22 protein-coding genes and 1 tRNA gene are annotated in these 22,092 nt (G+C 37.7%); 2 read left to right on the top strand and 21 right to left on the bottom strand.

Features of this window, described 5'->3' with window-relative positions:
* Positions 1 to 6: 6 nt before the first annotated feature.
* The 3 genes from ACSZOX_RS19860 to ACSZOX_RS19850 all read right to left on the bottom strand — a co-directional run bounded on the left by ACSZOX_RS19860 (position 7) and on the right by ACSZOX_RS19850 (position 4,388).
* On the bottom strand, positions 7 to 2,466 hold the full coding sequence (locus tag ACSZOX_RS19860; RefSeq protein ID WP_437921937.1) for a glycoside hydrolase family 2 TIM barrel-domain containing protein: 2,460 nt from the start codon (positions 2,464 to 2,466) through the stop codon (positions 7 to 9).
* Between the two features lie 368 nt (positions 2,467 to 2,834).
* On the bottom strand, positions 2,835 to 3,929 hold the full coding sequence (locus ACSZOX_RS19855) for a slipin family protein (protein ID WP_437921936.1): 1,095 nt from the start codon (positions 3,927 to 3,929) through the stop codon (positions 2,835 to 2,837).
* 391 nt (positions 3,930 to 4,320) lie between these two features.
* A tRNA-OTHER gene (locus ACSZOX_RS19850) sits at positions 4,321 to 4,388 on the bottom strand.
* Between the two features lie 473 nt (positions 4,389 to 4,861).
* Between ACSZOX_RS19850 and ACSZOX_RS19845 the strand changes: the two genes are divergently transcribed.
* Positions 4,862 to 5,896 (top strand): helix-turn-helix transcriptional regulator, encoded by a 1,035-nt coding sequence (locus ACSZOX_RS19845; protein WP_437921935.1) that lies wholly within the window; start codon positions 4,862 to 4,864, stop codon positions 5,894 to 5,896.
* Positions 5,897 to 6,076: 180 nt separating this feature from the next.
* On the opposite strand, the gene ACSZOX_RS19840 is transcribed toward ACSZOX_RS19845, so the two are convergent.
* The 8 genes from ACSZOX_RS19840 to ACSZOX_RS19805 all read right to left on the bottom strand — a co-directional run bounded on the left by ACSZOX_RS19840 (position 6,077) and on the right by ACSZOX_RS19805 (position 12,946).
* Positions 6,077 to 6,766 (bottom strand): hypothetical protein, encoded by a 690-nt coding sequence (locus tag ACSZOX_RS19840; RefSeq protein WP_437921934.1) that lies wholly within the window; start codon positions 6,764 to 6,766, stop codon positions 6,077 to 6,079.
* A gap of 17 nt (positions 6,767 to 6,783) precedes the next feature.
* A complete protein-coding gene (locus tag ACSZOX_RS19835) occupies positions 6,784 to 7,509 on the bottom strand; it encodes an intradiol ring-cleavage dioxygenase (RefSeq protein WP_437921933.1) in 726 nt (241 codons plus the stop codon).
* A 72-nt stretch (positions 7,510 to 7,581) separates the two neighbouring features.
* Complete coding sequence (locus tag ACSZOX_RS19830; RefSeq protein WP_437921932.1) at positions 7,582 to 8,271, bottom strand: LytR/AlgR family response regulator transcription factor; 690 nt, start codon at positions 8,269 to 8,271, stop codon at positions 7,582 to 7,584.
* Positions 8,272 to 8,275: 4 nt separating this feature from the next.
* Positions 8,276 to 9,193, bottom strand: a complete 918-nt coding sequence (locus ACSZOX_RS19825) for a sensor histidine kinase (protein ID WP_437921931.1) — start codon at positions 9,191 to 9,193, stop codon at positions 8,276 to 8,278.
* A gap of 412 nt (positions 9,194 to 9,605) precedes the next feature.
* Positions 9,606 to 10,490 carry a bestrophin family protein gene (locus tag ACSZOX_RS19820; protein WP_437921930.1) on the bottom strand — a complete coding sequence of 295 codons (885 nt, stop codon included), beginning with the start codon at positions 10,488 to 10,490 and terminating at the stop codon, positions 9,606 to 9,608.
* Positions 10,491 to 10,615: 125 nt separating this feature from the next.
* The gene (locus ACSZOX_RS19815; RefSeq protein WP_437921929.1) at positions 10,616 to 11,542 is read right to left on the bottom strand and encodes a TIGR01777 family oxidoreductase; all 927 of its coding nucleotides are present in this window, start codon (positions 11,540 to 11,542) and stop codon (positions 10,616 to 10,618) included.
* Positions 11,543 to 11,547: 5 nt separating this feature from the next.
* Positions 11,548 to 12,372 (bottom strand): DCC1-like thiol-disulfide oxidoreductase family protein, encoded by an 825-nt coding sequence (locus tag ACSZOX_RS19810; RefSeq protein WP_437921928.1) that lies wholly within the window; start codon positions 12,370 to 12,372, stop codon positions 11,548 to 11,550.
* Between the two features lie 67 nt (positions 12,373 to 12,439).
* Complete coding sequence (locus tag ACSZOX_RS19805; RefSeq protein ID WP_437921927.1) at positions 12,440 to 12,946, bottom strand: GbsR/MarR family transcriptional regulator; 507 nt, start codon at positions 12,944 to 12,946, stop codon at positions 12,440 to 12,442.
* A gap of 349 nt (positions 12,947 to 13,295) precedes the next feature.
* Here ACSZOX_RS19805 and ACSZOX_RS19800 point away from each other — a divergent pair, with 349 nt between their 5' ends.
* Positions 13,296 to 14,288 (top strand): bile acid:sodium symporter family protein, encoded by a 993-nt coding sequence (locus tag ACSZOX_RS19800; RefSeq protein WP_437921926.1) that lies wholly within the window; start codon positions 13,296 to 13,298, stop codon positions 14,286 to 14,288.
* A gap of 175 nt (positions 14,289 to 14,463) precedes the next feature.
* On the opposite strand, the gene ACSZOX_RS19795 is transcribed toward ACSZOX_RS19800, so the two are convergent.
* The 10 genes from ACSZOX_RS19795 to ACSZOX_RS19750 form a co-directional block, all read right to left on the bottom strand.
* Complete coding sequence (locus ACSZOX_RS19795; RefSeq protein WP_437921925.1) at positions 14,464 to 15,492, bottom strand: methionine synthase; 1,029 nt, start codon at positions 15,490 to 15,492, stop codon at positions 14,464 to 14,466.
* A gap of 29 nt (positions 15,493 to 15,521) precedes the next feature.
* The gene (locus ACSZOX_RS19790) at positions 15,522 to 16,520 is read right to left on the bottom strand and encodes a DUF1852 domain-containing protein (RefSeq protein WP_437921924.1); all 999 of its coding nucleotides are present in this window, start codon (positions 16,518 to 16,520) and stop codon (positions 15,522 to 15,524) included.
* Between the two features lie 367 nt (positions 16,521 to 16,887).
* On the bottom strand, positions 16,888 to 17,376 hold the full coding sequence (locus tag ACSZOX_RS19785; protein ID WP_437921923.1) for an Lrp/AsnC family transcriptional regulator: 489 nt from the start codon (positions 17,374 to 17,376) through the stop codon (positions 16,888 to 16,890).
* A gap of 617 nt (positions 17,377 to 17,993) precedes the next feature.
* Positions 17,994 to 18,485 (bottom strand): hypothetical protein, encoded by a 492-nt coding sequence (locus ACSZOX_RS19780; protein WP_437921922.1) that lies wholly within the window; start codon positions 18,483 to 18,485, stop codon positions 17,994 to 17,996.
* A 132-nt stretch (positions 18,486 to 18,617) separates the two neighbouring features.
* Positions 18,618 to 19,307, bottom strand: coding sequence for a DUF4304 domain-containing protein (locus tag ACSZOX_RS19775; protein WP_437921921.1), 690 nt, complete (start codon positions 19,305 to 19,307; stop codon positions 18,618 to 18,620).
* A gap of 128 nt (positions 19,308 to 19,435) precedes the next feature.
* Positions 19,436 to 19,837 (bottom strand): SMI1/KNR4 family protein, encoded by a 402-nt coding sequence (locus ACSZOX_RS19770; protein WP_437921920.1) that lies wholly within the window; start codon positions 19,835 to 19,837, stop codon positions 19,436 to 19,438.
* An 8-nt stretch (positions 19,838 to 19,845) separates the two neighbouring features.
* On the bottom strand, positions 19,846 to 20,085 hold the full coding sequence (locus tag ACSZOX_RS19765) for a hypothetical protein (RefSeq protein WP_437921919.1): 240 nt from the start codon (positions 20,083 to 20,085) through the stop codon (positions 19,846 to 19,848).
* 110 nt (positions 20,086 to 20,195) lie between these two features.
* A complete protein-coding gene (locus ACSZOX_RS19760; RefSeq protein ID WP_437921918.1) occupies positions 20,196 to 20,837 on the bottom strand; it encodes a DUF6985 domain-containing protein in 642 nt (213 codons plus the stop codon).
* A gap of 510 nt (positions 20,838 to 21,347) precedes the next feature.
* A complete protein-coding gene (locus tag ACSZOX_RS19755) occupies positions 21,348 to 21,857 on the bottom strand; it encodes a SecDF P1 head subdomain-containing protein (RefSeq protein ID WP_437921917.1) in 510 nt (169 codons plus the stop codon).
* 11 nt (positions 21,858 to 21,868) lie between these two features.
* Positions 21,869 to 22,006, bottom strand: coding sequence for a hypothetical protein (locus ACSZOX_RS19750; RefSeq protein ID WP_437921916.1), 138 nt, complete (start codon positions 22,004 to 22,006; stop codon positions 21,869 to 21,871).
* Positions 22,007 to 22,092: the final 86 nt, after the last annotated feature.

Raw genomic sequence — 22,092 nt, 5'->3', positions numbered from 1 at the left:
TGTATTTTACTTGTTTGCTATAATTTCTACCTTCCCTTCTCTCAAACCTTTTGCCTTTGCTCGTACTTCTATACGACCTTCTTTATCAGTAGCCTGTACAATACAAGTTAGTTGTCCACTAAAGAGATGCATTTTCGGCAAATGAAATGGATCGAGACAAGTTGCATCGCCATTCGCTGCGGCCTTATAGACACCAACTCCGTTAATTTCAAAATTAACTAAAGAACTATCAAACGGACAGAGATTTCCCGCCTTATCCACGGCTTTTACGCGTATGTATGTTAGCGCTTTCCCATCAGCCTTAATCGTCTTTTGAACAGGTTCCAAAAGCAGCTGATAGGGTTTTCCAGCCGTTTGTATCGTCTTCTCCTCCGCAATTTCACCTTTGGCGTCATACGCAACAACTTTAATTTCTCCAGGCTCATATACCGCTTCCATCCACATCAAACGATAACGATGTAATTGGCTTTCATGACTTTTCTCTTGAATCCCTTGACTTTTTCCATTAATAAAAAGTTCAGCCTTAGGATAATTGGTATAAACAAAAACGGGAGTCTTCTGTCCAATACGATCGGGCCAGGTCCAATGAGGTAGAACATGAAGTGTATTTTCGTTTTTATTCCACACGCTTCGATACAGGTAATAACGATCCTTTGGAATACTTGCTAAATCAATAATTCCAAACATAGAACTGTGATTTGGCCATGAATCCTTATCGTAAGGCGACGGTTCTCCAAGGTAATCAAATCCAGTCCAAACAAACTGCCCTATAGTCCACGGATAATCCTCAGCTAGCGCAAAATCTTCATCAGGAAGATTGGACCAAGAGCAATGTTCTACGTCGTAAGATGACGACTGGTGATCGGCATATAAGGCATCCCCCTTCTTTTCTACAGGAAATTTATAGATTCCTCTTGAACTTACAGTGGAGGCTGTCTCAGATCCAAGTACTAGATTTTGTGGCAACTTCGCATAACTTTCTTGATAACGTTGCGTACGATAATTTAGCCCAGGAATATCCAATAAACTAGCAAATCCATTTTCAAGCACACAACTTACCTGATCCATTCCACAGGTAACAGGTCTAGTAGGATCCTCTCGATGGCATATTTCCTGCAAAAATGAAGCAACTTTATAACCATCTGCCCGACATTGCGTAGGCACTTCGTTACCAATACTCCACATCACAACGGAGGGATTATTTCGAAACTGATGCAGCATATTGATCATATCCTTTTCTGCCCATTCTTCAAAAAAGCGATGGTAACCATTCGTACATTTCGCAATCTCCCATTCATCAAAAGGCTCAATCATCATCATCAATCCCAATTCATCACACAGTGATACCAACTCCGGAGCAGGCATATTGTGCGAAGTCCTAACCGCATCACAGCCCATATCTTTCAATAATTCCAACTGATAGCGAAGTGCGGATACATTAATTGCGGCACCCAAAGGCCCTAAATCGTGGTGGTTACACACACCTTGAAACTTCCTCAATTTACCATTTAAGAAAAAACCTTTATCGGCGATAAACTTTACATCTCGAATGCCAAATTGCGTTTGATAATGATCAACTAACACCTCATCTACATAGATTTTAGAATAAGCTTGGTATAAACTAGGGGCTTCAGGACTCCAAAGTGACGGATTCAATACCTCAAAATTTTGTATAAATGGTCGATCATAGCTCATTTTCTGTTGATTGTCCTTATGTGCAACAACCTTACCTTCGCTATTTAATATATCTGTAACCACTCTCACTTTCTTTCCTGAAGCACCTTGCAATTTGGTCTCTAACCGAATAGCAGCTGTAGCTTCGGAAACAAAAGGAGTTGTAATATAAGTGCCCCAAATAGGCACATGTACGTTCTCCGTTACTACTAAATGTACATTTCTATAAAGACCTGCCCCAGGATACCAGCGAGAAGATTGAGGTTTATTTTCAAGTCTTACAGCAAGTTCATTTGCCTTTCCATCAACATGAATAGCATCAGAGACATCACAATAAAAGGAATTATATCCATATGGCCAAAAACAAACCTCTTTTCCATTTACATAAACACGCGCTTCACTCATCGCGCCATCAAATTTTATTGTGACACTTTTTTTCCCTTTAACAAACTGAGGTACATCAAAAGATTTTCGATACCAACCTACACCTACATAAGGCAAGCCCCCAGTACGACCCGTTTTTACCGAAGCTGCTTTCTCCCCATTTTGTGTCACCGCAACTTCCTGTAGATCATTATTCCGGTCAAAAGGCCCAAAGATTGCCCAATCATGTGGGATTGTCACTGTTTGCCAACGACTATCATCAAAGTAAGGATGAAAAGCACCTTCCACTTCTCCTTTAAAAAAACGCCAATCACGTTCTAGTAAAAACTCCTGTCTTAACTCCTGTCCTTTTACCCAAAATGGAATTAAAAGAAATAAAATAAGAAAGCCTTTCAGCTGTTTGTCCATAGCTATTTTCTAATCAATAGGTTTCTGAAATATTATATATAAAATCGGCATACATCAGGCATAACCCTGTAAATGTCTTCTAAATATATATAAATACAGACCAAAACCTGCATTTTTATCAAAAAAAACGGCTTAAAACAACAGAACTATTACTGCCTATTGGGCAAATAACCTAATAAAAACACAAACTAAACCGTTTAAATAATCTGTTTTCAAGCTAAAACACATCAAATAACAGCAAGAAGATTTCGCTCGCATTTTGGGTACTGTAAGTAGGTGCTGTAATCCCCCATTCAAGTAAGGAGCATCGACCTCTTTATGATGCCCCTTACACCTCTTTTTACAAACAAAGTATTTTTATTCGGCGCCTACTTTACAAACAAATGCTTTAGCTGATCTATAATTTGCCCATTACCAGACAGTGAAATACTATTTACTTTTTCAGCAATTTTCTCCACATATTCCATTTCTTTTAACTTATACAACATACTATTCTCCTCCATTAAACGTGCCGTATTCAATAGACTTCTTGTTGAGGCTGTTTCCTCTCTCCGCATGATAATATTCGCTTGTGCACATTTCTCTGCAATCAACACATGATTCATAATATCTCGTACATCCCCTGGAAGAATAATATCTTTTACCCCAGCACGATACAATATCACCCCTAGCGCATTCGCATCTTCGGCTCCCTCGCGCATGATATATTTCCCAATTTCAGTTTTGTTCTCCATTAACTCATCTAAAGACAACTGACCTACATACATCCTAAGCAACATTTGCAATCGCGCATATAATTGTTTTTCGTAATCTTTATTCGCTAACAACGCTTTCTCCAAATCTTGCACTTGATAATGTATCGAGAAATTAATACGTATCTGTGCTTTATCTCTCGTTAAGATTTCCTGTCCCGACATTTCTAGCGCAACGCCCCGCATATCGGCTTTACTTACCGCAATGGAAGTAGAATTTTTCCACCAGTAATACTTTCCTCCATCCAATACCTTCGTAAAAACGCCATCAACAAAAAGCAAACCTTTTTCCGAAGGTTCTAACGTATACTGCCGAATATAGGATGCCAAAGGTTGTTTTTCCAACAGCAGCCTCCCCACCGTAGGTGGAATTTCTATCGTTGCAATACTCTCTATTTGAAAACGGTAGCGATCCAAACTCTTCCAGAAAACATGTCGCCCCGCAGGCAGTACCTTGTGAAAGTTGTTGTTCACAAAAACAAGACAAATTTCATCATCAGCTACCTCAACAATTTCAACTACATCAGAAAAACCATTCAATTGTAAGAGCACATCAATAGCATGCTTTGTAGAGAATGGAATTGATAGATCATATATTTCGATACGTTCTCTAAATCCCAACCAATGCTTACCAGCGGTAAGCAAGCGTAAAACGTTATTGTTTTTGACGACTAAACCAACATGATTGATACTAATTGTTACTCTTTTCATGATTTCTACTTTTTTATTTTCTTGCAATAATGACGCAAGCCATAATATGACTACTGCACTATCGATACCATTTGCTTTTAAAAGCCTTTCCTATCTCGTTCATTATCTTCTCACGGATCTCAAAAGGAGTAGACGACTGTACAACCGCATTAATTAACTATTAAAATGCAATTATCCACACGATTACTTGTTTTGAAATACAAGTTGAGTAAATAACTTCAACTTATGTTTCGATCCCCTCATCAGCAGATAACACCTGCTTTAATTGGGGTGGGAAACGAGTTGCGAACGAGGTAAGGAAAAGCTCTTTTTGGACTTTTTTGAAGAAAGTCATAACTTTTCAAAATCAGATTCACTGAATCTGTACACTACCCAATTATGCAATTCTATCGAAATAGAAGTGGGATTCGAACCCACACGATTGAAAGTTGTTGTTCTACCACTGAACTACTCACATTTTGTAAGACAGGAATCGAACCTGTGACACACAACACTGGTGCTATGCTCTACCCCTGAGCTATTCCGAGTGATCGGAAGTAGGATTCGAACCTACGACGCTAGCGCGTTAAAACCTCAAAATCATCCACTTTACCAGCATATTGCATTCCACGGAATCAATACTTCCCTGCTATACAGAAACAGGCGACTAGGGCTCATTTCTGATTTAAGGTCTCTTTATGCCCGAAGGCAAATATTTATAAACTCTCGTTATTTCATCAAAGAACGTTTGTCACATCCGACAACACAAAGATGGCGCAGGTACTGCGCAACCATTTTACGTAAAAAATAAAAAACACAAAAAAAACATAAACAACTAAAATACAACAACATAAAAAACTAAAAACAATACAAGAGAGTGTATTACGCATTTGTATTGCGTGGCTAATCAAAATGATTTAACTTTATCTAACAACATTGTAACAGAAACAGATATGGCTATTAATAAACTAGCTTTAATTCGATATAAGATAATTGATAATTGCCTTCGACAACGGCACCGCAAATGGACCCTTGACGACTTAATCGAAAAAGTTTCAGATGGCATCTATGAATTAGAGGGGATCCACAGTGGCGTCAGCAAACGAACGGTGCAAGGAGATATTCAACTCATGCGCAGCAATAAGCTAGGCTACAATGCTCCAATCGTTGTCTTAAAACGCAAATATTATACTTACGAAGATGCACAATATTCGATCAGTAACTCGCCATTAAGCGATAACGATATGGCTAAAATGAAAGATGCTGTAGACATTTTAAAGCACCTCAATGGCTTTTCATATTTTGATGAGATGAGCGATATGATCGTTCGCCTAGAGAATAATCTATCCAAAAAAAACGAAAAAAATCCTTCTTATGTCCAATTAGAAAGTAATAAATTATTAAAAGGATTGAAATGGATTACACCGATACATAAAGCCATTCGTGAAAAGATACCTTTATTAATTACCTACAAATCATTCAAATCTGCCAACGAACAAGATGCCGTTTATTATCCTTATCTATTAAAAGAATACCGCAATAGATGGTTTGTTATTTGTCGACCACGAAAAGGAAAAACATTAATCACACTTGCATTAGATCGCATCGAAGATATGGCGGAAATGACAAAAGCGGATTACATCGAATACGAAGGTGTAGATTTTGAACGTTACTATGCAGACACTATTGGGGTTACCAAGACAGAAAAAGATAGAGGGCATCGTGTTATATTACGAATAGACTCCTACAATGCACCTTATGTACTCACGAAACCTATTCATAATTCCCAACAGCTCTTGACAAAAGAAGAAAATGGTGGAATCACCATCCGTTTAGACGTGGTGCTAAACTTTGAGTTGGAGCGCGAAATTTTGGGCTTTGGAGAGTGTATTCAAGTATTATCACCCAAAATTTTGAGGGATAAAATTAAACGGAGAACATCCCGTATGTTTCAACAATATCAGGATGAAAAGGAAAATAATAAATAAATCACCTATTGATAAAACAAAACGCAGTACAATACGTTATATAAGTAATTCATAATTTAGGTTAATAATTGGTTTGGTAAACTCCTGAAGCGCTCTGCTCCGGGAGTTTTTTTATTTAGTTTCAACAAATTAATCAACCCAAGTAAGCTCATATAATAACTTATAAATTAGAACAACTTCTTAAAAGTATATCGCCAACAGCAAACCTGCAGTCGACAAGCATTCTGTTTCCACCTGCGTAGGCCTAGGCAGAAATAATGCATCACCAGTATATAATAACCGCTCTTCTACTTCGAAAGTACCATCCAACGTTAGTATAAAGAAATTTGAAAATTTCTCATCTAAGCTTAAATGGAACGTATGCCTTCCTACAAATGCTCCAAAATAAAGTCGGAATTCGAAAGCATCGTTATCCAGAGGAAGTACCTTATTCCTCTGGTTTAGATCGACGATTGGCAACTTTAAACAAGTTACAAGGTTTAAAGTATCTTTCACCGATGAGAAGATCAATTCCTGAAAAACCATCTCATCATCTTCTGCTGTTAAAGAGCTAACGACTAATCCTGTAGCGTTATCAGCAGCTTGATAAATAAAAACAGTACCCAAAAGTACTTCATGCTTTTCTGTTCCTATTGTTATGGATAAATCACCTGCCAATGGAACAACAACGTGTGTATCACCTTTTGCTGAAGTCAACGAAAAGATACTCTTAGTTCCCTTTCCTCGCCATTCATTAACGTGTTTAAGCTTTCCTATAGGCGACCGATAGGGAGCGGAAAAAGAACCGTAATTCAACGTACTTTTTACCAGCACATTATCAGATTCTATTTCTCCACGTTGATCGGCTATATATATACGAATATCATCCATAAATAAACCTCACTTTATCAAGCACTTACCTTAATCGTAATTTTCATCTCATAACCTTCTGAAAGAGAACCTGTAACAGTAGACATTTCCTTATCCACACCGTCACCAAACACATTATCATTTGCATTATAAGTATAACCTGATGTCCCCTTTGTATAGCCATAAGAAGATCCATTTGTATTTACACTAATACATAAACTATCTTGAAATGCTATCTGTGTCACGAGAAGTGATTTACCCGTCGAATCGTACACATGTACGTGAATGTGTGTTGCCCGGGATTGATACCAACCTGGGAAGATTGTTTGAAAAGTTACGAGCCCGTTTGCATCTGTTACTTGGCGACCACGGTACCAATTTACAGATTGATAATTGCTAGATTGCATCTGTGTACCACCATATTGAGAATAGTTACCATCTACATCACAATGCCAGATATCTACAAGTGCGCCCTCTAATGCAGCACAGTTATTACTCACATTAGCAATGGTGATCAGTGCTGTCATATCCACACCAATGTTATCTCCTTTTCGGATATCGGAGCGTACATAAGACGAGGGTGTCTTTGTTGGAAACGGACCTTCAGTTTCCGTAGGCGTCACACTACAGCTCGTATCCACATCGATATCTTCTCCTGATTGTTCAGACGTCGTAACGTCATCATCTTTTTTACAAGCAGCCCAAACCATGGGACCTGAAAAGGCTAAAAAAGATAATGTCCTAATAAAATGCTTTCTTTCCATAATATCTCTTCTTGATACCGACAAGTTTACAGGGAGAATTTGTAAAATATTGTTAAGTACCGACCAATGATACTATTGTACCGACGAATCTCCAAATAATTGAATAACATCTTTATAATAACTTTCCCCCACACTGAGTGAAAAATGAGGAAGTTGCACCTTTCTATTCGAAAAAGAAAGAATCCGTGCAGTGGCAACTATATAACTTCGGTGGATGCGGATGAAACTATCTGGAGGAAGACGTTCCTGCATGGCTTTCATCGTAGATAACGTCAAAATAATTTTACCTGTAATCAAATGTATTTTGACATAGTCTTGCATACTTTCAATGCATTCAATTTCATCCAAATAAATTTTAGTACGCTGGTATTCCGAATAAACGGAAAGAAATGGGCGATCTATCGTTTTCACAAACCGGGCCTGCACTTTCTCAATTGCCCGAGAAAATCGAGAAAAATCAAAAGGCTTCAATAAATAATCTACAGCATCCACCTCAAATCCTTCGACGGCATATTCCTTATGGGCAGTAGTAAAAACCAACAGGGGTTTTTGCTTTAATTCCCGGAAGAACTCAATTCCATTGACTTCAAGCATGTCGATATCCAAAAAGAGCAGATCAACTTTATTTTCATCTATATAGCGTCTGGCCTCCAAAGGACTGGAAAAGGAGGCCAAAAGATGAACAGCCGAGTGCCTCCTTGCGAACTCTATAAGAATACGCAAAGCTAATGGTTCATCATCTAGAGCAATACAAGACAACATAGTATCAAATATAAAGTAAAAGCTTCACAAAAAAACTCCGCTCATCCTCTTGAATATCGATTACAAATCGATCTTTATAAAAATGAGTCAATAAGCGTAAAGTATTCTTTATGCCTGTCCCAGCACTAGATTGTAGATTTTTTTTTCTAGGAATTGAATTTCTAACCGTCAATTCACACGAAGATGCTGTTAGTTCAATAGCAAATGACAGTTCGCATTCTTCAATAGAGCTCAATCCAAACTTAAAAGCATTTTCTATAAATGGTAAAAGAATAAAAGGTTGAATCTTTTTATCGAAATGCAACCCCAAATACTGCTCTTTTATAAGGCAATTAGGTCCTGTTCTTAATTTCTGCAAAGCAATAAAATCTTTTATAACCTGTATTTCTAAAGAAATATTTATTTCGTTATCTTCTTTTTCATCCATGTAATACCGCATCAATTTCGATAATTTATAAATACTCTCCGCCACTGCTGGATCATTCGTCAGCGCAAGCGAATAAATATTATTGAGCGTATTAAATAAAAAATGAGGATGAACTTGGGCCTTTAAGAAAGATAATTCGGCCTTCATTCTGTCATTTTGTTCCTGTTGAACTTTTCTTTCCGATTCCATCCAATAACTTGTAATCCGAAACAACGTTCCTAAGGCGAGGACCAACAAAAATATATAGACAGCAGCGACATCAATATTTTGCCCACCTCTACCTATTGAGGGATTATTATGTGGTCCTTGTGGAGGTTTTGGTGGCGGGAAATCGTTGCCCCGGAACTCTAACGGTATAGGTGGCGACACCACGGATGAGTGATTTGTAGTGCTACGACGCATAAGTTTGTCAAAAGGCTGCAAATAAAAGGCAAATAGGCCTCCAACAAGCACAACAGAAACAACATACAAAAGAATTTTTCTTTTTCTTATCACATATGGCGCCCACCAATAAGCATTGATGTAAAAACAAGAAAGAAAACAGCATGTAAAGAACCAAAATTCAGAAGAGCACAAGATGAAGCTAAAGTTTCGACTATCCAGAAAAAAAACAGGAAAAGACAGAAAACAGAGCCAAGCAGAAACATGAAGTAACAGATGAGGCTTTCCTCTAAAAAAATGAGTTTTTTGTTCCACTATAAGTAATTCTTAATTCGTATTTGCGCCCACATAAAATAGGCCTCTATATATTCTACCTCATTTGGCGTTTGTGCTTCCTCACCAAATCTCCATGCATATCCTTTGCATTTTTTAGCGCTACAATCATTCGTATTTCGTCTTGACGAAATTTTAATCTGATGATAGAAAAGCAACAGATACACTTTAAATCTACAGGACAAATATCGGATTATAAAATATAATATGCATCGGGATCCGGCGATGCTGGTCTCTCGGCATCCAAACCTAGTTGCTGCCTGAGTACAACTTCAATGTTTTGACTAATATTTGTCATTGGAGTATCTAAGGGACCGTTCTCAAAAGGATCCTGCATTAATATAGCGGTACGCTCAATAACGATAAATATAGTTGGAATAGCAGCGGTAAGAACAGCTTTAATGAAAGCGTAGTTATCATCCAAACCAAAAGGAAGCAACAGCGTAAATAGGTAAATGAGAAAATGAATCAAAGTACTATAAGAAACCGGAAAAATCGTATTTTTAATACGTTCGCATTTTCCCATAGCGTCACATAATTTCGTTAAAGTCTGATCCAGCTGTACTTGCCTAAATTCAGTTAGTAAACCACGATCCGCCAAACTTTTCAACTGCATTCCATGCAAGTTTAGTAATGCATTAGGCACATTAAAGTCGGTTACTTGATGCGCATTTAAATATGCTTCGACCTTATTGGAAAAAGGCAATTTTCTTAAAGATTCACTCAGTGCATAGTTCCAAATAATCTGTCGTTCCATAAATAACCTAACTTCATCGTCTTGGTCTTCAGGCAGAAATTCTTTGAGTTGGCGGATAAGCGTACGCGAATCATTCACTATTGCCCCCCAAATGATACGCGCCTCCCACCAACGATCGTATGCTTGTCCCGTACGAAAAGCAAGCAACAAAGATATCGCTGTTCCTACAATTGCGATTAAGCCTAAAGGAATAACCAGGGCAGACAGATAATGGGTTTTAGCCAATAAACCGACTAACACACTAAATATCGAAATGGCGATCAAATCAAACTTAATAGTCTTAACAAAATCCAATATTGAAATTTTTCCCTTCAGAAGCATATAAATACATTAAAATCGATTTAATAAAAATAAAAAAAAATGTAAAAATGTTTTTCTGAACTTTCTTTTTATAGAAAGTTTTGTTTTTCAACATACAACATCTCTCGTAAATAGTAGTCATAAAATTAAATTCTGATACTTAAAAGATCCTTCACCGCATATTCCGTTTTTTCAAAAAGAAATCGATAACCACTATCAACGAGAATTTTAGGTAAAACCCACCTACTTTTCAGAATCAACTCAGTCTCCGTACCGATCACCTTTGCTCCTATTTCGAGTAACCATGTTGGAGTAGGCAAGCCAAAGCCAATCCCATAAGCTTTGCGAATAATTGCCATTAGTTGTGTGTTTTTTATTGGCTCGGGTGCTGTACAATTAATCACCCCCGTCAACAGTTCATGCGTCATTATCCATTCTGTACACTTTGCGACATCTTGCTCATGTACCCACGAAACATATTGTTGACCATCTCCCTGCTTTCCACCTAAACCCCATTTTACTAAATTTAGCAACCGAGGGAAAGCGCCATCTGCACGACCGAGTACTATCCCCATTCGCAAAGCTACCTTTCGGGTATGAGGTGTATCTATATTAAAAAAAGCTTGTTCCCATTGGCGGCAAACATCAATAGAAAATCCATAACCTATCTCTCCCGTCTCCTCATCTTGAGGTCGATCTTCCGCATGCCTATAAACGGTAGCAGAGGTAACATTAATCCACAATTTTGGCGGTTTGTCCATATCAGCTATTACCCTTCCTAAAAGCGAGGTAGGAACTACTCTTGAACGAATAATCGCCATTTTGTTTCTCTCTGTATATCTGCAATTCACATTTTTTCCACACAGATTGATCAATAAGTATGCTCCAATCAGGCATTTTTGCCATTCTCCCGTAGTGCTACCGTCCCAAAGCACAGTTTTTATATTTCCCTTAGCAACCTTGTTCTTTCTACTCAGGATAATTACTTCATTTGCAAGGGGACTATAATATTCAGCCAAAACTCCGCCAAGATATCCGTTACCTCCGGCGAGTACTATTTTTTGATACATCATATTCATTACGAATTTAAAAGAATCAATAAGATAACCAGGATACGATATAGTATCCAACTGCATGTTAACAGCCAACCGAGTCCAAGGAGCTTGGTCCGCCTGATGTGCTCTAATAACATGAGGACAACGACTATGAGGAACCAACTAGCGTAAAAAAAAGGATGAAAATGTAACCATTGCCCTAAAAATATCATAGGAAAAAGAAGTATAGCCCCTCCAAAAGAAATAGTCATCATATTACCCAAATAATCCCAGCTTCTACCTTTGTTAATCATACGCACGGAAGCCCCCTGAAAAAGAATCTGTCCAGCACAAATTAGATATTCCCGATACAGAGGTCCTTCGGGAAGCAAGCCTAAAATCAAACGACCGTAAGACGCAAGTATAACCGAGGTAAGCAGCCAAGTGAAAAAGAGATAAGCGAGACGATAGTTCAACTTAAATGTAGGCTGCAATTCAAATCTATCATTTGCAGAAGTAGCAGGAATAATCACTCTTCGATTAAAGGAAATAAAAGCATAGATCTTACTCATCAACCAAAGAAAAGGCCGCCATAGAAACAGAGGCTTAAGCATGGGGAATGATGTCGCGAAAATCTTAAACAAGCTTTCAACTCCGTAAGTTACTTCTCCTGTTTCCCGGTTGAATAGCGCTATTTCGTTAATAGCCCGTTGTCGATCAAGTACCGGACAATCTTGTGTTGAAACCTCTTGATAAGCCATTCTTCCATCGCTATCTAGCATGCCACTTTTCACAAACGCACGCGTATATATACGACACATTGGACATTCGGCATCGAAAAGAATGAGATGATTTTTAAGTGTTTTCATTATAGCGTATATTTATAATTATTGAACTTTCAGAAAAAATTGAAAAAACAAAAGCAAAAAAAATATTCTATTTGAATATTTTAAAAATAGATCCCCAAAACCAGTTTTCTTCGGCTTTAAGCATGGTATCTAGTGTTTTATCTACATTTTTCGCTAACTTATTAATATCAGTAACCGATTTGTTAAATGTCTTGTATTCTAAATCATTCACGTCCCCTTTTATTTGTGTTAATTCATCCAAAGCTTTTATCACAGGATCTAATTCTCTTTTTTTCCGCTCTTTCGCTACTTGACGAGCAATGTTCCAAGTATCTTTATCTGCATAGAAATATTCTTTGCGCTCCCCTGCTTTATGTTGCTTTTCGATCAAGCCCCAACCGATTAAATCTCTCAACGTCATGTTAGCGTTTCCTCTCGAGATACTTAGTGTTTCCATTATCTCTTCTGTAGTAAGCGCATCTGGAGAAATCAAAAGTAACGCATGAACTTGCGCCATAGTACGATTTATACCCCATTCCGAACCCAACTTACCCCAGGTCTCAATAAATTTTTTCTTTGCTTCCACTAGTTCCATGAGACAAACATACAAGAAATTATTGAACTTTCAAAAAATACTGAAAGTTTATTTTGAAAGTTTAGACAAGTTATCCCAAGAACTAAATAGCTCCCTCAGACATTTGACCATCTATGTCGACGAAAAATTAAAAATCCGGCTCCGTCCTATTTTAATAACTTACTGTTTTTAAGAAATTTAATCCCCAAAACATTGTACAAGTATTCTATACAAATTCTTTTACTGTGGTTAGACAAGTTGTTGATATATATCATCAGCTCCATCTGCGGAAGATATTATTTAACAAATTTATCTACGTGAGATATTTTTGTAATTTTGGCTCAACTGAAGAATATATATTAAGAACACATTGAAAAAGTTATTAAAAGTATTAAGTAAAGCAGGTTTCGACGGTTTCCTGTTAATGATAGGTACCATGATTCTGCTGGCCTATTTTTTGCCGCAGCCAGGCATGATCAAAGAACCTGTTTCGCTAGAAGAGATTGCCAATGCAGGCGTATCGTTGATTTTCTTATTTTATGGGTTGCGACTTAGTGTTGATAAACTAAAAGCTGGGCTTTCCAACTGGAAAATGCATATTGTCGTTCAACTGACAACCTTTTTGTTTTTTCCGCTCCTTGTTTTAGCATCTCGTCCCTTGTTCGTCAACACCGACTTCGAGTTGCTTTGGTTGGGTGTATTTTTTCTCGCAGCTTTACCGTCTACCGTTTCATCTTCCGTGGTTATGGTTTCCATCGCCAAGGGTAACATTCCTGCAGCCATTTTCAATGCAAGCATTTCCAGTTTGATTGGAGTATTGGTTACACCGCTCTGGGTTGGGCTTTTCATCGCTTCAGCAACAGGTGATTTTGATGTTACTGATATTGTCATAAAGTTGACTCTTCAAGTCCTATTGCCTGTCATCATCGGTATCAGCCTCAACTCCCGTTTTGGTGCCATCGCCGAAAAATATAAAAAACAACTCAAATATTTCGATCAGGCAATCATCCTCACGATCATTTATACGTCGTTTTGCAAATCATTCTCCGAACATCTTTTTGAAGGTTTTACCGCTCTTGAACTTGTCGGACTCACCCTAGGGATGATGGTCTTGTTTTTTGCCGTATTTTTTTGTGTCGGACTTCTCTGTCGCTTTTTTGGTTTTTCAGATGAAGATCGTATTACTGTCTTATTTTGTGGATCTAAAAAGTCATTGGTACACGGCACTGTCATGTCAAAAGTACTCTTTCAGCACAGCACCATCACCGGCATTGTATTGTTGCCACTCATGCTTTATCATGCGTTGCAATTGATTGCAGCCAGCATCATTGCTCAGGGAATGGCTCGACGAAAAGAAATATAAATTTTATTTACGATCTGTGCTCCTTTATTCTTTTGTGGTAAAGAATCACATTGAAGGAGCAATATATGACTGCGTGTCTACATTCATATGCGCCTTTGTCCGTCGAGTTTAATGGAAAAACTCAACGGACAAAGGCGCAAACAAGAATGCATTTTTTCCAATTAACACATTGGCACTAAATTGCAAATTCTTTGCGTATAATTTCTGCTCCAGCACTTAAAGCACTTAGCTTACCTCTTGCTACTTCTCGCGACAAAGGAGCCATACCACAGTTTGTACTAGGGTACAGATTCTCGATATTTACAAACTCAAGCGTTCTACGTAGGGTATTAGCTACCTCTTCTGGTGTTTCGATAGTATTGCTTGCCACATCAATTGCACCAACCATTACTTTCTTACCACGAACCAGTTCAATTAAATTTAAAGGCACATTTGAGTTATGGCATTCTAACGATACAATATCAATATTAGATTTTTGAATTTTCGGGAAAATTTCTTCGTACTGACGCCATTCTGAACCTAATGTTTTTTTCCAGTCATTATTAGCTTTGATACCGTACCCGTAACAAATATGAACTGCAGTTTCACATTTTAAACCTTCAATGGCCTTCTCTAGTGCTGCCATTCCCCAGTCGTTAACTTCATCAAAAAACACATTAAAAGCAGGTTCATCGAACTGGATAATATCTACCCCAGCATCTTGCAGTTCTCTGGCTTCTTCATTGAGTGCTTTCGCAAATTCCCACGCTAATTTTTCCCGGCTTTTATAATGGTCATCGTATAACGTATCTACCATAGTCATCGGCCCTGGTAATGCCCATTTTATAGGCTTATCAGTCTGTTTACGTAAAAATTTGGCATCATCAACAAAAACCGCTTTTTGACGTGCAACCTCACCAACAACAATCGGAACACTCGCATCATAACGGTCACGAATTTTTACAATTTTGCGATTCTCAAAATCCACTCCACTTAAATGCTCAATAAAAGTGGTTACGAAATGTTGGCGGGTTTGCTCACCATCACTAATTATATCCACCCCTGCCAATTGCTGTTCTTGTAAAGAAATGCGTAAAGCATCTTGTTTCCCTTCAAGTAACTGATCGCCCTCTAATTTCCAAGGTGACCATAGTTTTTCCGGAGGTGCAAGCCAAGCCGGTTTAGGTAAACTACCAACAATTGAGGTGGGCACTAATTTCTTCATATAAAAATAATTTTAATGTATTCTATTGATTAACGCGCAAAATCTGCAGACCACTGCTCTAAGGCACTTTGGTGAGGCTTAATGAAATGCTTTTCTGCAAATCTACCTTGCTCGATTGCTAACTGACTACGCTCTTCCCGGTTGTATACAATTTTTGTTAAAGAATGATCTTGATTTTTCAAACTAGGTTTATAGCACACCCCTGCCGCAGAATTGGCATTATAAATCTCAGGTCTATAAATTTTTTGGAACGTCTCCATTGTACTAATCGTACTGATCAATTCAAGATTTGTATAATCAGCCAATAAGTCTCCGAAGAAGAAAAACGCCAAAGGTGCAACGCTATTAGGCGGCATAAAATAACGAACCTGCAAGCCCATTTTTATGAAGTATTGCTCTGTTAAAGAAGATTCGTTGGGTTGATATTCAAAACCTAATATCGGATGATGGTTTCCTGTACGTTGATAAATTTTATTATCTGATACACTCAAACATATAACCGGTGCTTTGATAAAGTTGTTTTTGTAACTTTCTGATGATACAAAATGCTTAAATATATTACCGTGTAAGTCCCCAAAATTATCCGGAATGCTAAACTTGTCTTTCCCCTTGTTATGCTCCAAAAGTAATACGCTAAAATCGTAATCGCGCACGTAAGAAGAAAAGTTATTTCCAACAATACCTTCAATGCGCTGACCTGTTGTATGATCAATAATATGCGTTTTTAAAATCTCAATCGATGGGAATGTTGTACCGCTACCATCAATATCGATATCAACAGAAACAATCTCTAACTCTACCGAATAGCGATCATTATTCGGATTATCCCAGTTCGCCAAGGCATTAAAACGATTGTTTATCATATTAATGGTATTACGTAAATTTTCTTGACGGCTTGTTCCTCTTGCCAAGTTAGCAAAGTTGGTTGTTGTACGCGTACTGTTGGACGGTATATAGTTCTCGTTGAAATAAATACTCTTTAGTGTGAACACAAATTCAGACTTGACGGCATGCTGGATATTTTCCATAAATTCATTTAATTTAGTATTGAATCCTCTTTTATAATCGCTCCCATTTAATTGGATTCAGTTATTTTGTCTTACAAATTTCAATATAAAAGATGAATTTTTCTAATTAAGATATAATTCAGATAATTATTCTTTTATTAAAAACAAAAAAGATAAATATTCTTTATTTGAGCGTAAAAGTAAAAAAAAACAGATTATTTTCCTTTAGAAATTTAAACCGGTAGAAAAACCGTCCTTACACTCGAAATTAGTAAAGACAAAAAAATCAACACACAGGCATACTGAACGTGTACCGATTCCCTTAGGAATAGGTATAAATCCAAGCTCGATAATAACAGGGGATGTACTAAATCAGTGCGCTATAAACCTATTCTTCCCTTACTCCTGCTCCAAAAGTATTTTTTATTTCAGCCATTACAAATGTGCTCTGTGTACTACCGATACTATCTACAGAACCAAGCTTGTTAAAAACAAAATCTTGGTAATGCTTCATGTCGCGCACGGTTACTTTTAAGAGGAAATCATAATCGCCCGAAATGTTATAACATTCTATAACCTCGTTGATTTCCAGTATATCCGTCACAAATTTATGGCCTATACTTCGGTCGTGCTGTTTTAGTTTAATGTTACAAAATACCGTAAAGCCCTGGTTCAGCTTTTCGGCATCGAGTATCGCAATATATTTTTTGATATAGCCTTTTTTTTCCAGCCGTTTTACTCTTTCAAATACCGGCGAAGCAGAAAGATTCACCATTTGAGCGAGTTCCTTTGTAGTAAAATTTGAATTCTCGTGCAGTATATTTAGTAATTGCAAATCGATGCTATCTACACCATCTACAGAATAAATTTCCTTCATATTATTGTTTTTAGACCGCTAAAGTTTTTTTATCTCGTAACAGCAACAAAATTAGGTTAAATAATCTTATTTCTTTAAATTTTACAATTATAAAAACTTAAAGAGTAGCGACCTTTAGCCGCTTACAGGTTGAAGACCTAATTTTAAATTTGTCGAGATGAATATCTTTATGGAAGAATTTAATAGCACACCTGAAAAATAGAGTTCACAAATTGGTTTCCAAGTTTTTTTTCAGACCTATTACCTTTCAAGATTTTCCGATGTTAATACCCCACGAATGCAAAAGTCAGTAGTGCTGTGGCTATTATTAGGTACATGCTATGGATCGTGAAGGAGACGCTTTCATCTCGAAGATAGAAAATTATGGATAAGGAAGGAACTCATTGAAAAATTGGGGATCAGCGAAAGCAAGTATAAGCGGAACGTCCGCTCGGGATTGCTCTACCCTATAAGCTTGAATGGTACGGATGTTCACTTCGAAGCGACCCCTCTAGGAGCTAAGACGAGAGCCGAAATAAGGGCAGATGCTGAAAAATTTGTCATAACCTGATGTAAGTCTGTCGTAACCGGGCCAGCAGGCAGTATCGTCATTCAGTTGTCAGTCTGCCTAATATTTTTTAGTTAGCAAAAAAACGTTCATAAATCCAGTAAATCAGATATCCAACTACAATTAGTCTCACGATAATACTAAACGCAGAGTGTTTTACTTGTCCATGTTCAAGTGTCAAAGGAAGCTGTTGTTGACTCGTCCATTCAGTATTGAATTGCATTCCGAATTGATAGTTTTTGTCATCCGTTGTTTGAATTTTTAAGACTTGTCCGCCGCCAAATAGCGAATTAATTTCTAATAGTTGAGCCGTTGAAATAGTATCAATTGGAATTATCCACTTACCACAAACAAGCTTTTTGTCTGTCAGCAGGATAACTGCTCGTTGGGATGTCACCCAATCAAGTCCACGTTGAATGTCTTGATTTGTTGTGGTCACGATATCCTTACTTGCGTCTGCCGCCAGAACCTTTTCGTTCGGATTGTTAAGTTCAAACTTTCGCCTTACTCGTCCTGTCCCGTAAATTAGGTCAACAAGTCCTTTTAATAGTTGATTTATCATTATCGTTTTGTCGTCTGTCTTAAAATGCCCTATAACGTTCCCAGTCTTTGCATTCGTTCGGGTTTCGGAGCACAAAGCCCCAAGTGATACGTTAGCCCGCCTGACACTCTCCCCTGTTAGCGGTTGTTTTTCTCATTTATTTCGTCTTACTGTTATTTGGTTTTCAAAAATGTCCAAAGTTTCTTCTACTTCTTGATTTTTAAAAAAGAAAATCATATGTCCGTCTTGTTTCAGAAAAACCTCAGGGTTGTATGTCCAAAGGCTTTTGTCAGAAACAGTGTCAATTATCGTTTTGCGTCCTTTCTCCATTTGGTCTGTCAACATATAAAATGCTATCAAATAATGTGGTGAAACAGTCGGACTAATATATTTTTCATCTTTTGCTATTAACTGTTTTAGAGTGTCAAGCGAAACGTAATTGTCAAACATTGGTTTTAAATATTTTTCGAGGTCTGTTTTAATTTGCTCGGCAGTTTTCCTAACGTCAATATTTTTTGATAACGTATACCAATGGTCTCTGTTGTGGGAAAATATTCCAAGTCTATTCTGAATAAAGCAGTCATAAGTTTTAGGGAATTCATTTACTATTTCCTTGTCAGCAAGAATAGAAGAAATGTCTGCGTTGTAAAATCCAAAATTAAAAGTGAACATAACATTGTGGTAAGAATTCCATTGACTTTTCTGCACATTGAAACATTGAGTTACCTCGTTTGTCTGTTTAACGAAATGTAAAGTTTTTCGCTTAAAACCAAGCTCTTTGAAAAAAGGCAGAATTGTCCCTTTACAAATTTCGTCAAATTGAGCTTTTAGAATTTCTGTCATACTGTGTCGGGCTTTGCGCTTGCAGGTAACTGTTTCGGGCTTTGCGTTCGGGCGGGGCAACCGAAGCGAAAAGCTCGAGGTTTGCATGTCAGCCCGCCTGACGCAACCGCAACGCCGAAGGTAAACATTTATTCTTCTGTCAGTTCGTCTATCGTCCTCGCTACTTGTTGAATGTCTCCCGTTTCGTGTTGCCATAAATAAATTTCTTCTTTCAATTTTTTGTTGTCGTTGTCAAATGGTAATAAAACCAAGTTGTCGCCCGAACCATTTGAAGCAATTGCAATTCCGTTGTCAGGGAAATTGTCCCACTCTCTTGCTTGTTTAGTTTCTAAAACAATGTGGTTGCAAGTCCTGCTCATTCTTTTGTTGTCCGACTTGTCAAAAAACGGAAACAGCTGCCAATCACCATCCCCTGTCATTAGTTCTCCTCCGTTCTCTTTTATCATTTTAGACTTGAAACTTTCGGGAAATACAAATTCAAGCTCTTGCTCCGTTTCGAGGATATATTTTATGTCTACTGGAAATGGCATAAGTCGAATTATTTGAAGTTGTCGTAATCAATAAAGTCCCAAGGTATTTCTTTTTTAAAAGTCTGGATGCTTTCCTCAAGTACGTCCAATGAGACGTCTTGTTGGTAAAGCGTAACAGTCCTTGTGCGTTTTGTGTCGTCACGAAATATTTCAATCACGAGCTTGTCATCACGGTAAATTTCTACTCCAATTCCGTCCCTGCCGCTAACATCACTTGCAATTATTATTCTGTCTTTTGGTAGTGTCATTTTTCAACTTATTGGTACTGTGGTGTCGCCTGTTATAATTACCGCTAGCGTTTCGAGGTTTACCGAAGGAAGGGCTTTCGGAGTACCATTTGTCAAGCTACAACTAATGTTTATTCGGAGCCGAAAAGTTTGTGCCACCACGAACGCCCCGCTTTTGGCAAGGTGCCGTTATGGGCTAGCTTTCTTGTCGTTCCATTGTTGTAATGTGATAATAATTCGTCTTCCTCGTCAGGTTTGTCATAAGCGTCTGCTTCGGTTAAATGTCCGTCTTGGTCGCTTATTCTTGTCAGTTGTTTTCCTTGTCTAAACACAAGCTGAAGTCCGTGCTCTTGTTCCCAATCGCATTCACAAGCAATTTGGACATAAACATCTTGTTCCTTATAAGGCCGTCTTGTTACATAAATTTCTGTCGGCTGTATAAAATTCCAAATTTTGTTCCGGTCTTTTATTTGTCTGAGAGGGGCGTCCATTTCGTCAAAACCAATTGCTTCTAAAAAGTCCATACAATTTTTATAAGCGAGTTCAGAAATTAAGTTTCTGTCTGTAGGTGTCAGTTTAAGGAAGTTTGTTAAAGCTTGGTCTGCTTCTTCAACAAAAGTCTTGTCGTGCTCAGGCTCAAAATCCGTAAATGTTATTGTCAACTTTTCGTTGTCAAAAAAAGGAATTTCAATTTCTGAGCTTTTCCACCAATCAGGGAAGTTGTCTTCCTGTTTAAGTCGTCCGATTATTTTTGAAGTAACTTCCTTGTTCATTGTCGTTAGTGTTATCGTCTGCTCAGCTTGCCCATAACAATTGTATTTGCGAAACCAATATACAAACTATTTCTCAAGCCACACCTATATACGAAATACGTCTAAAATTTTGCAACAAAGCATAAACAACTGATTATAAAACACGTACACTAACCTCAACGGTTACCCCCATTTCATTACGTATCTTGTTGGGAATATCGTCCATCAGCTTTTTATAGTCTTCCACTTCCACAACATTTCCATTATCGTCTTTCCCGATATAAATCCCCCAACCTTGCGCGTCTGAAAAACCACAAACCCACTTAAGATACTTATCGCGCCAACTCTATTGTTCGCGCATATATACTGCCGTTTAAAACTACATCAAAAAAAACCATATTTCCTTGTAATGACTACTAGTATGTTCATATTATGTCCATATGTTGATTCAAAAGTTAACAAATAACTGTCGAGTGGGAACGTTCGACCTGCCTGACACCAAACCCTTGTTAGCGGTTTGGATAGTTTGTATTATTTTTCACTTTCAATTATCATTCTAATTTTTTCAAGTTCTTCTTTTGAATAGTCGCCACGATTTAATGCCGTTACGCCTACTGTAATTTGAGAATTTACACGTGCTAGGTACAAAAGTTTGTCGTCAAGAATAAACGCAAGATAATTTCCAATTGCTTTTTCTGTCGCAATACTCCAGCTTTCAGTTCCATTTTCGTCAAGTTGCATTGTGAGCCCTATGTCGCCATAGTTGCTTGTATAAATTTCAAAAGTCGTAAAGTTTTTTGCTGTAACGATTGGTTTGGGGTCAATGGAAAAGGTGTCGTTAGTTTTATCTAACTGTCGTTTGAAATTGCTGTCGTTGTACACAACGTAATACCAACCTGTGCAAAGATATGTACTGTCGTGTTTTGTCGTGTCTGCCACAAAATGTGTTTCATTGTCGTTGTTTTTTGCTCGCGAATTATTGACTGAGCAATATGTAAGAATTAAAGCGGAAATTATAATAAAAGGTTTCATTAGTTTCATATTCATCTTGTTTATTGTGTAGTCAGCACCTGACCACTAACGACAGAGCCCAAATTTACAAATAACTGTCGAATGGGAACGTTCGACCCGTCTGACACCAAACCCTTGTTATGGTCTGTCTTTTGCAGTGTTGTGTTAAATTTGTCCATAATTTATTTATAACGGATCATGTTCAAAAGTTGTGGAGAGGAGAAAAAATAATCAGATATTTGCAGCTTGATATTTTGTTGAGATG

Source organism: Sphingobacterium sp. LRF_L2 (assembly GCF_965644235.1).
Taxonomy (GTDB): domain Bacteria; phylum Bacteroidota; class Bacteroidia; order Sphingobacteriales; family Sphingobacteriaceae; genus Sphingobacterium.
Note: the sequence above shows the minus strand (reverse complement) of the source record. Positions and strands in the feature narration are given on the sequence as shown.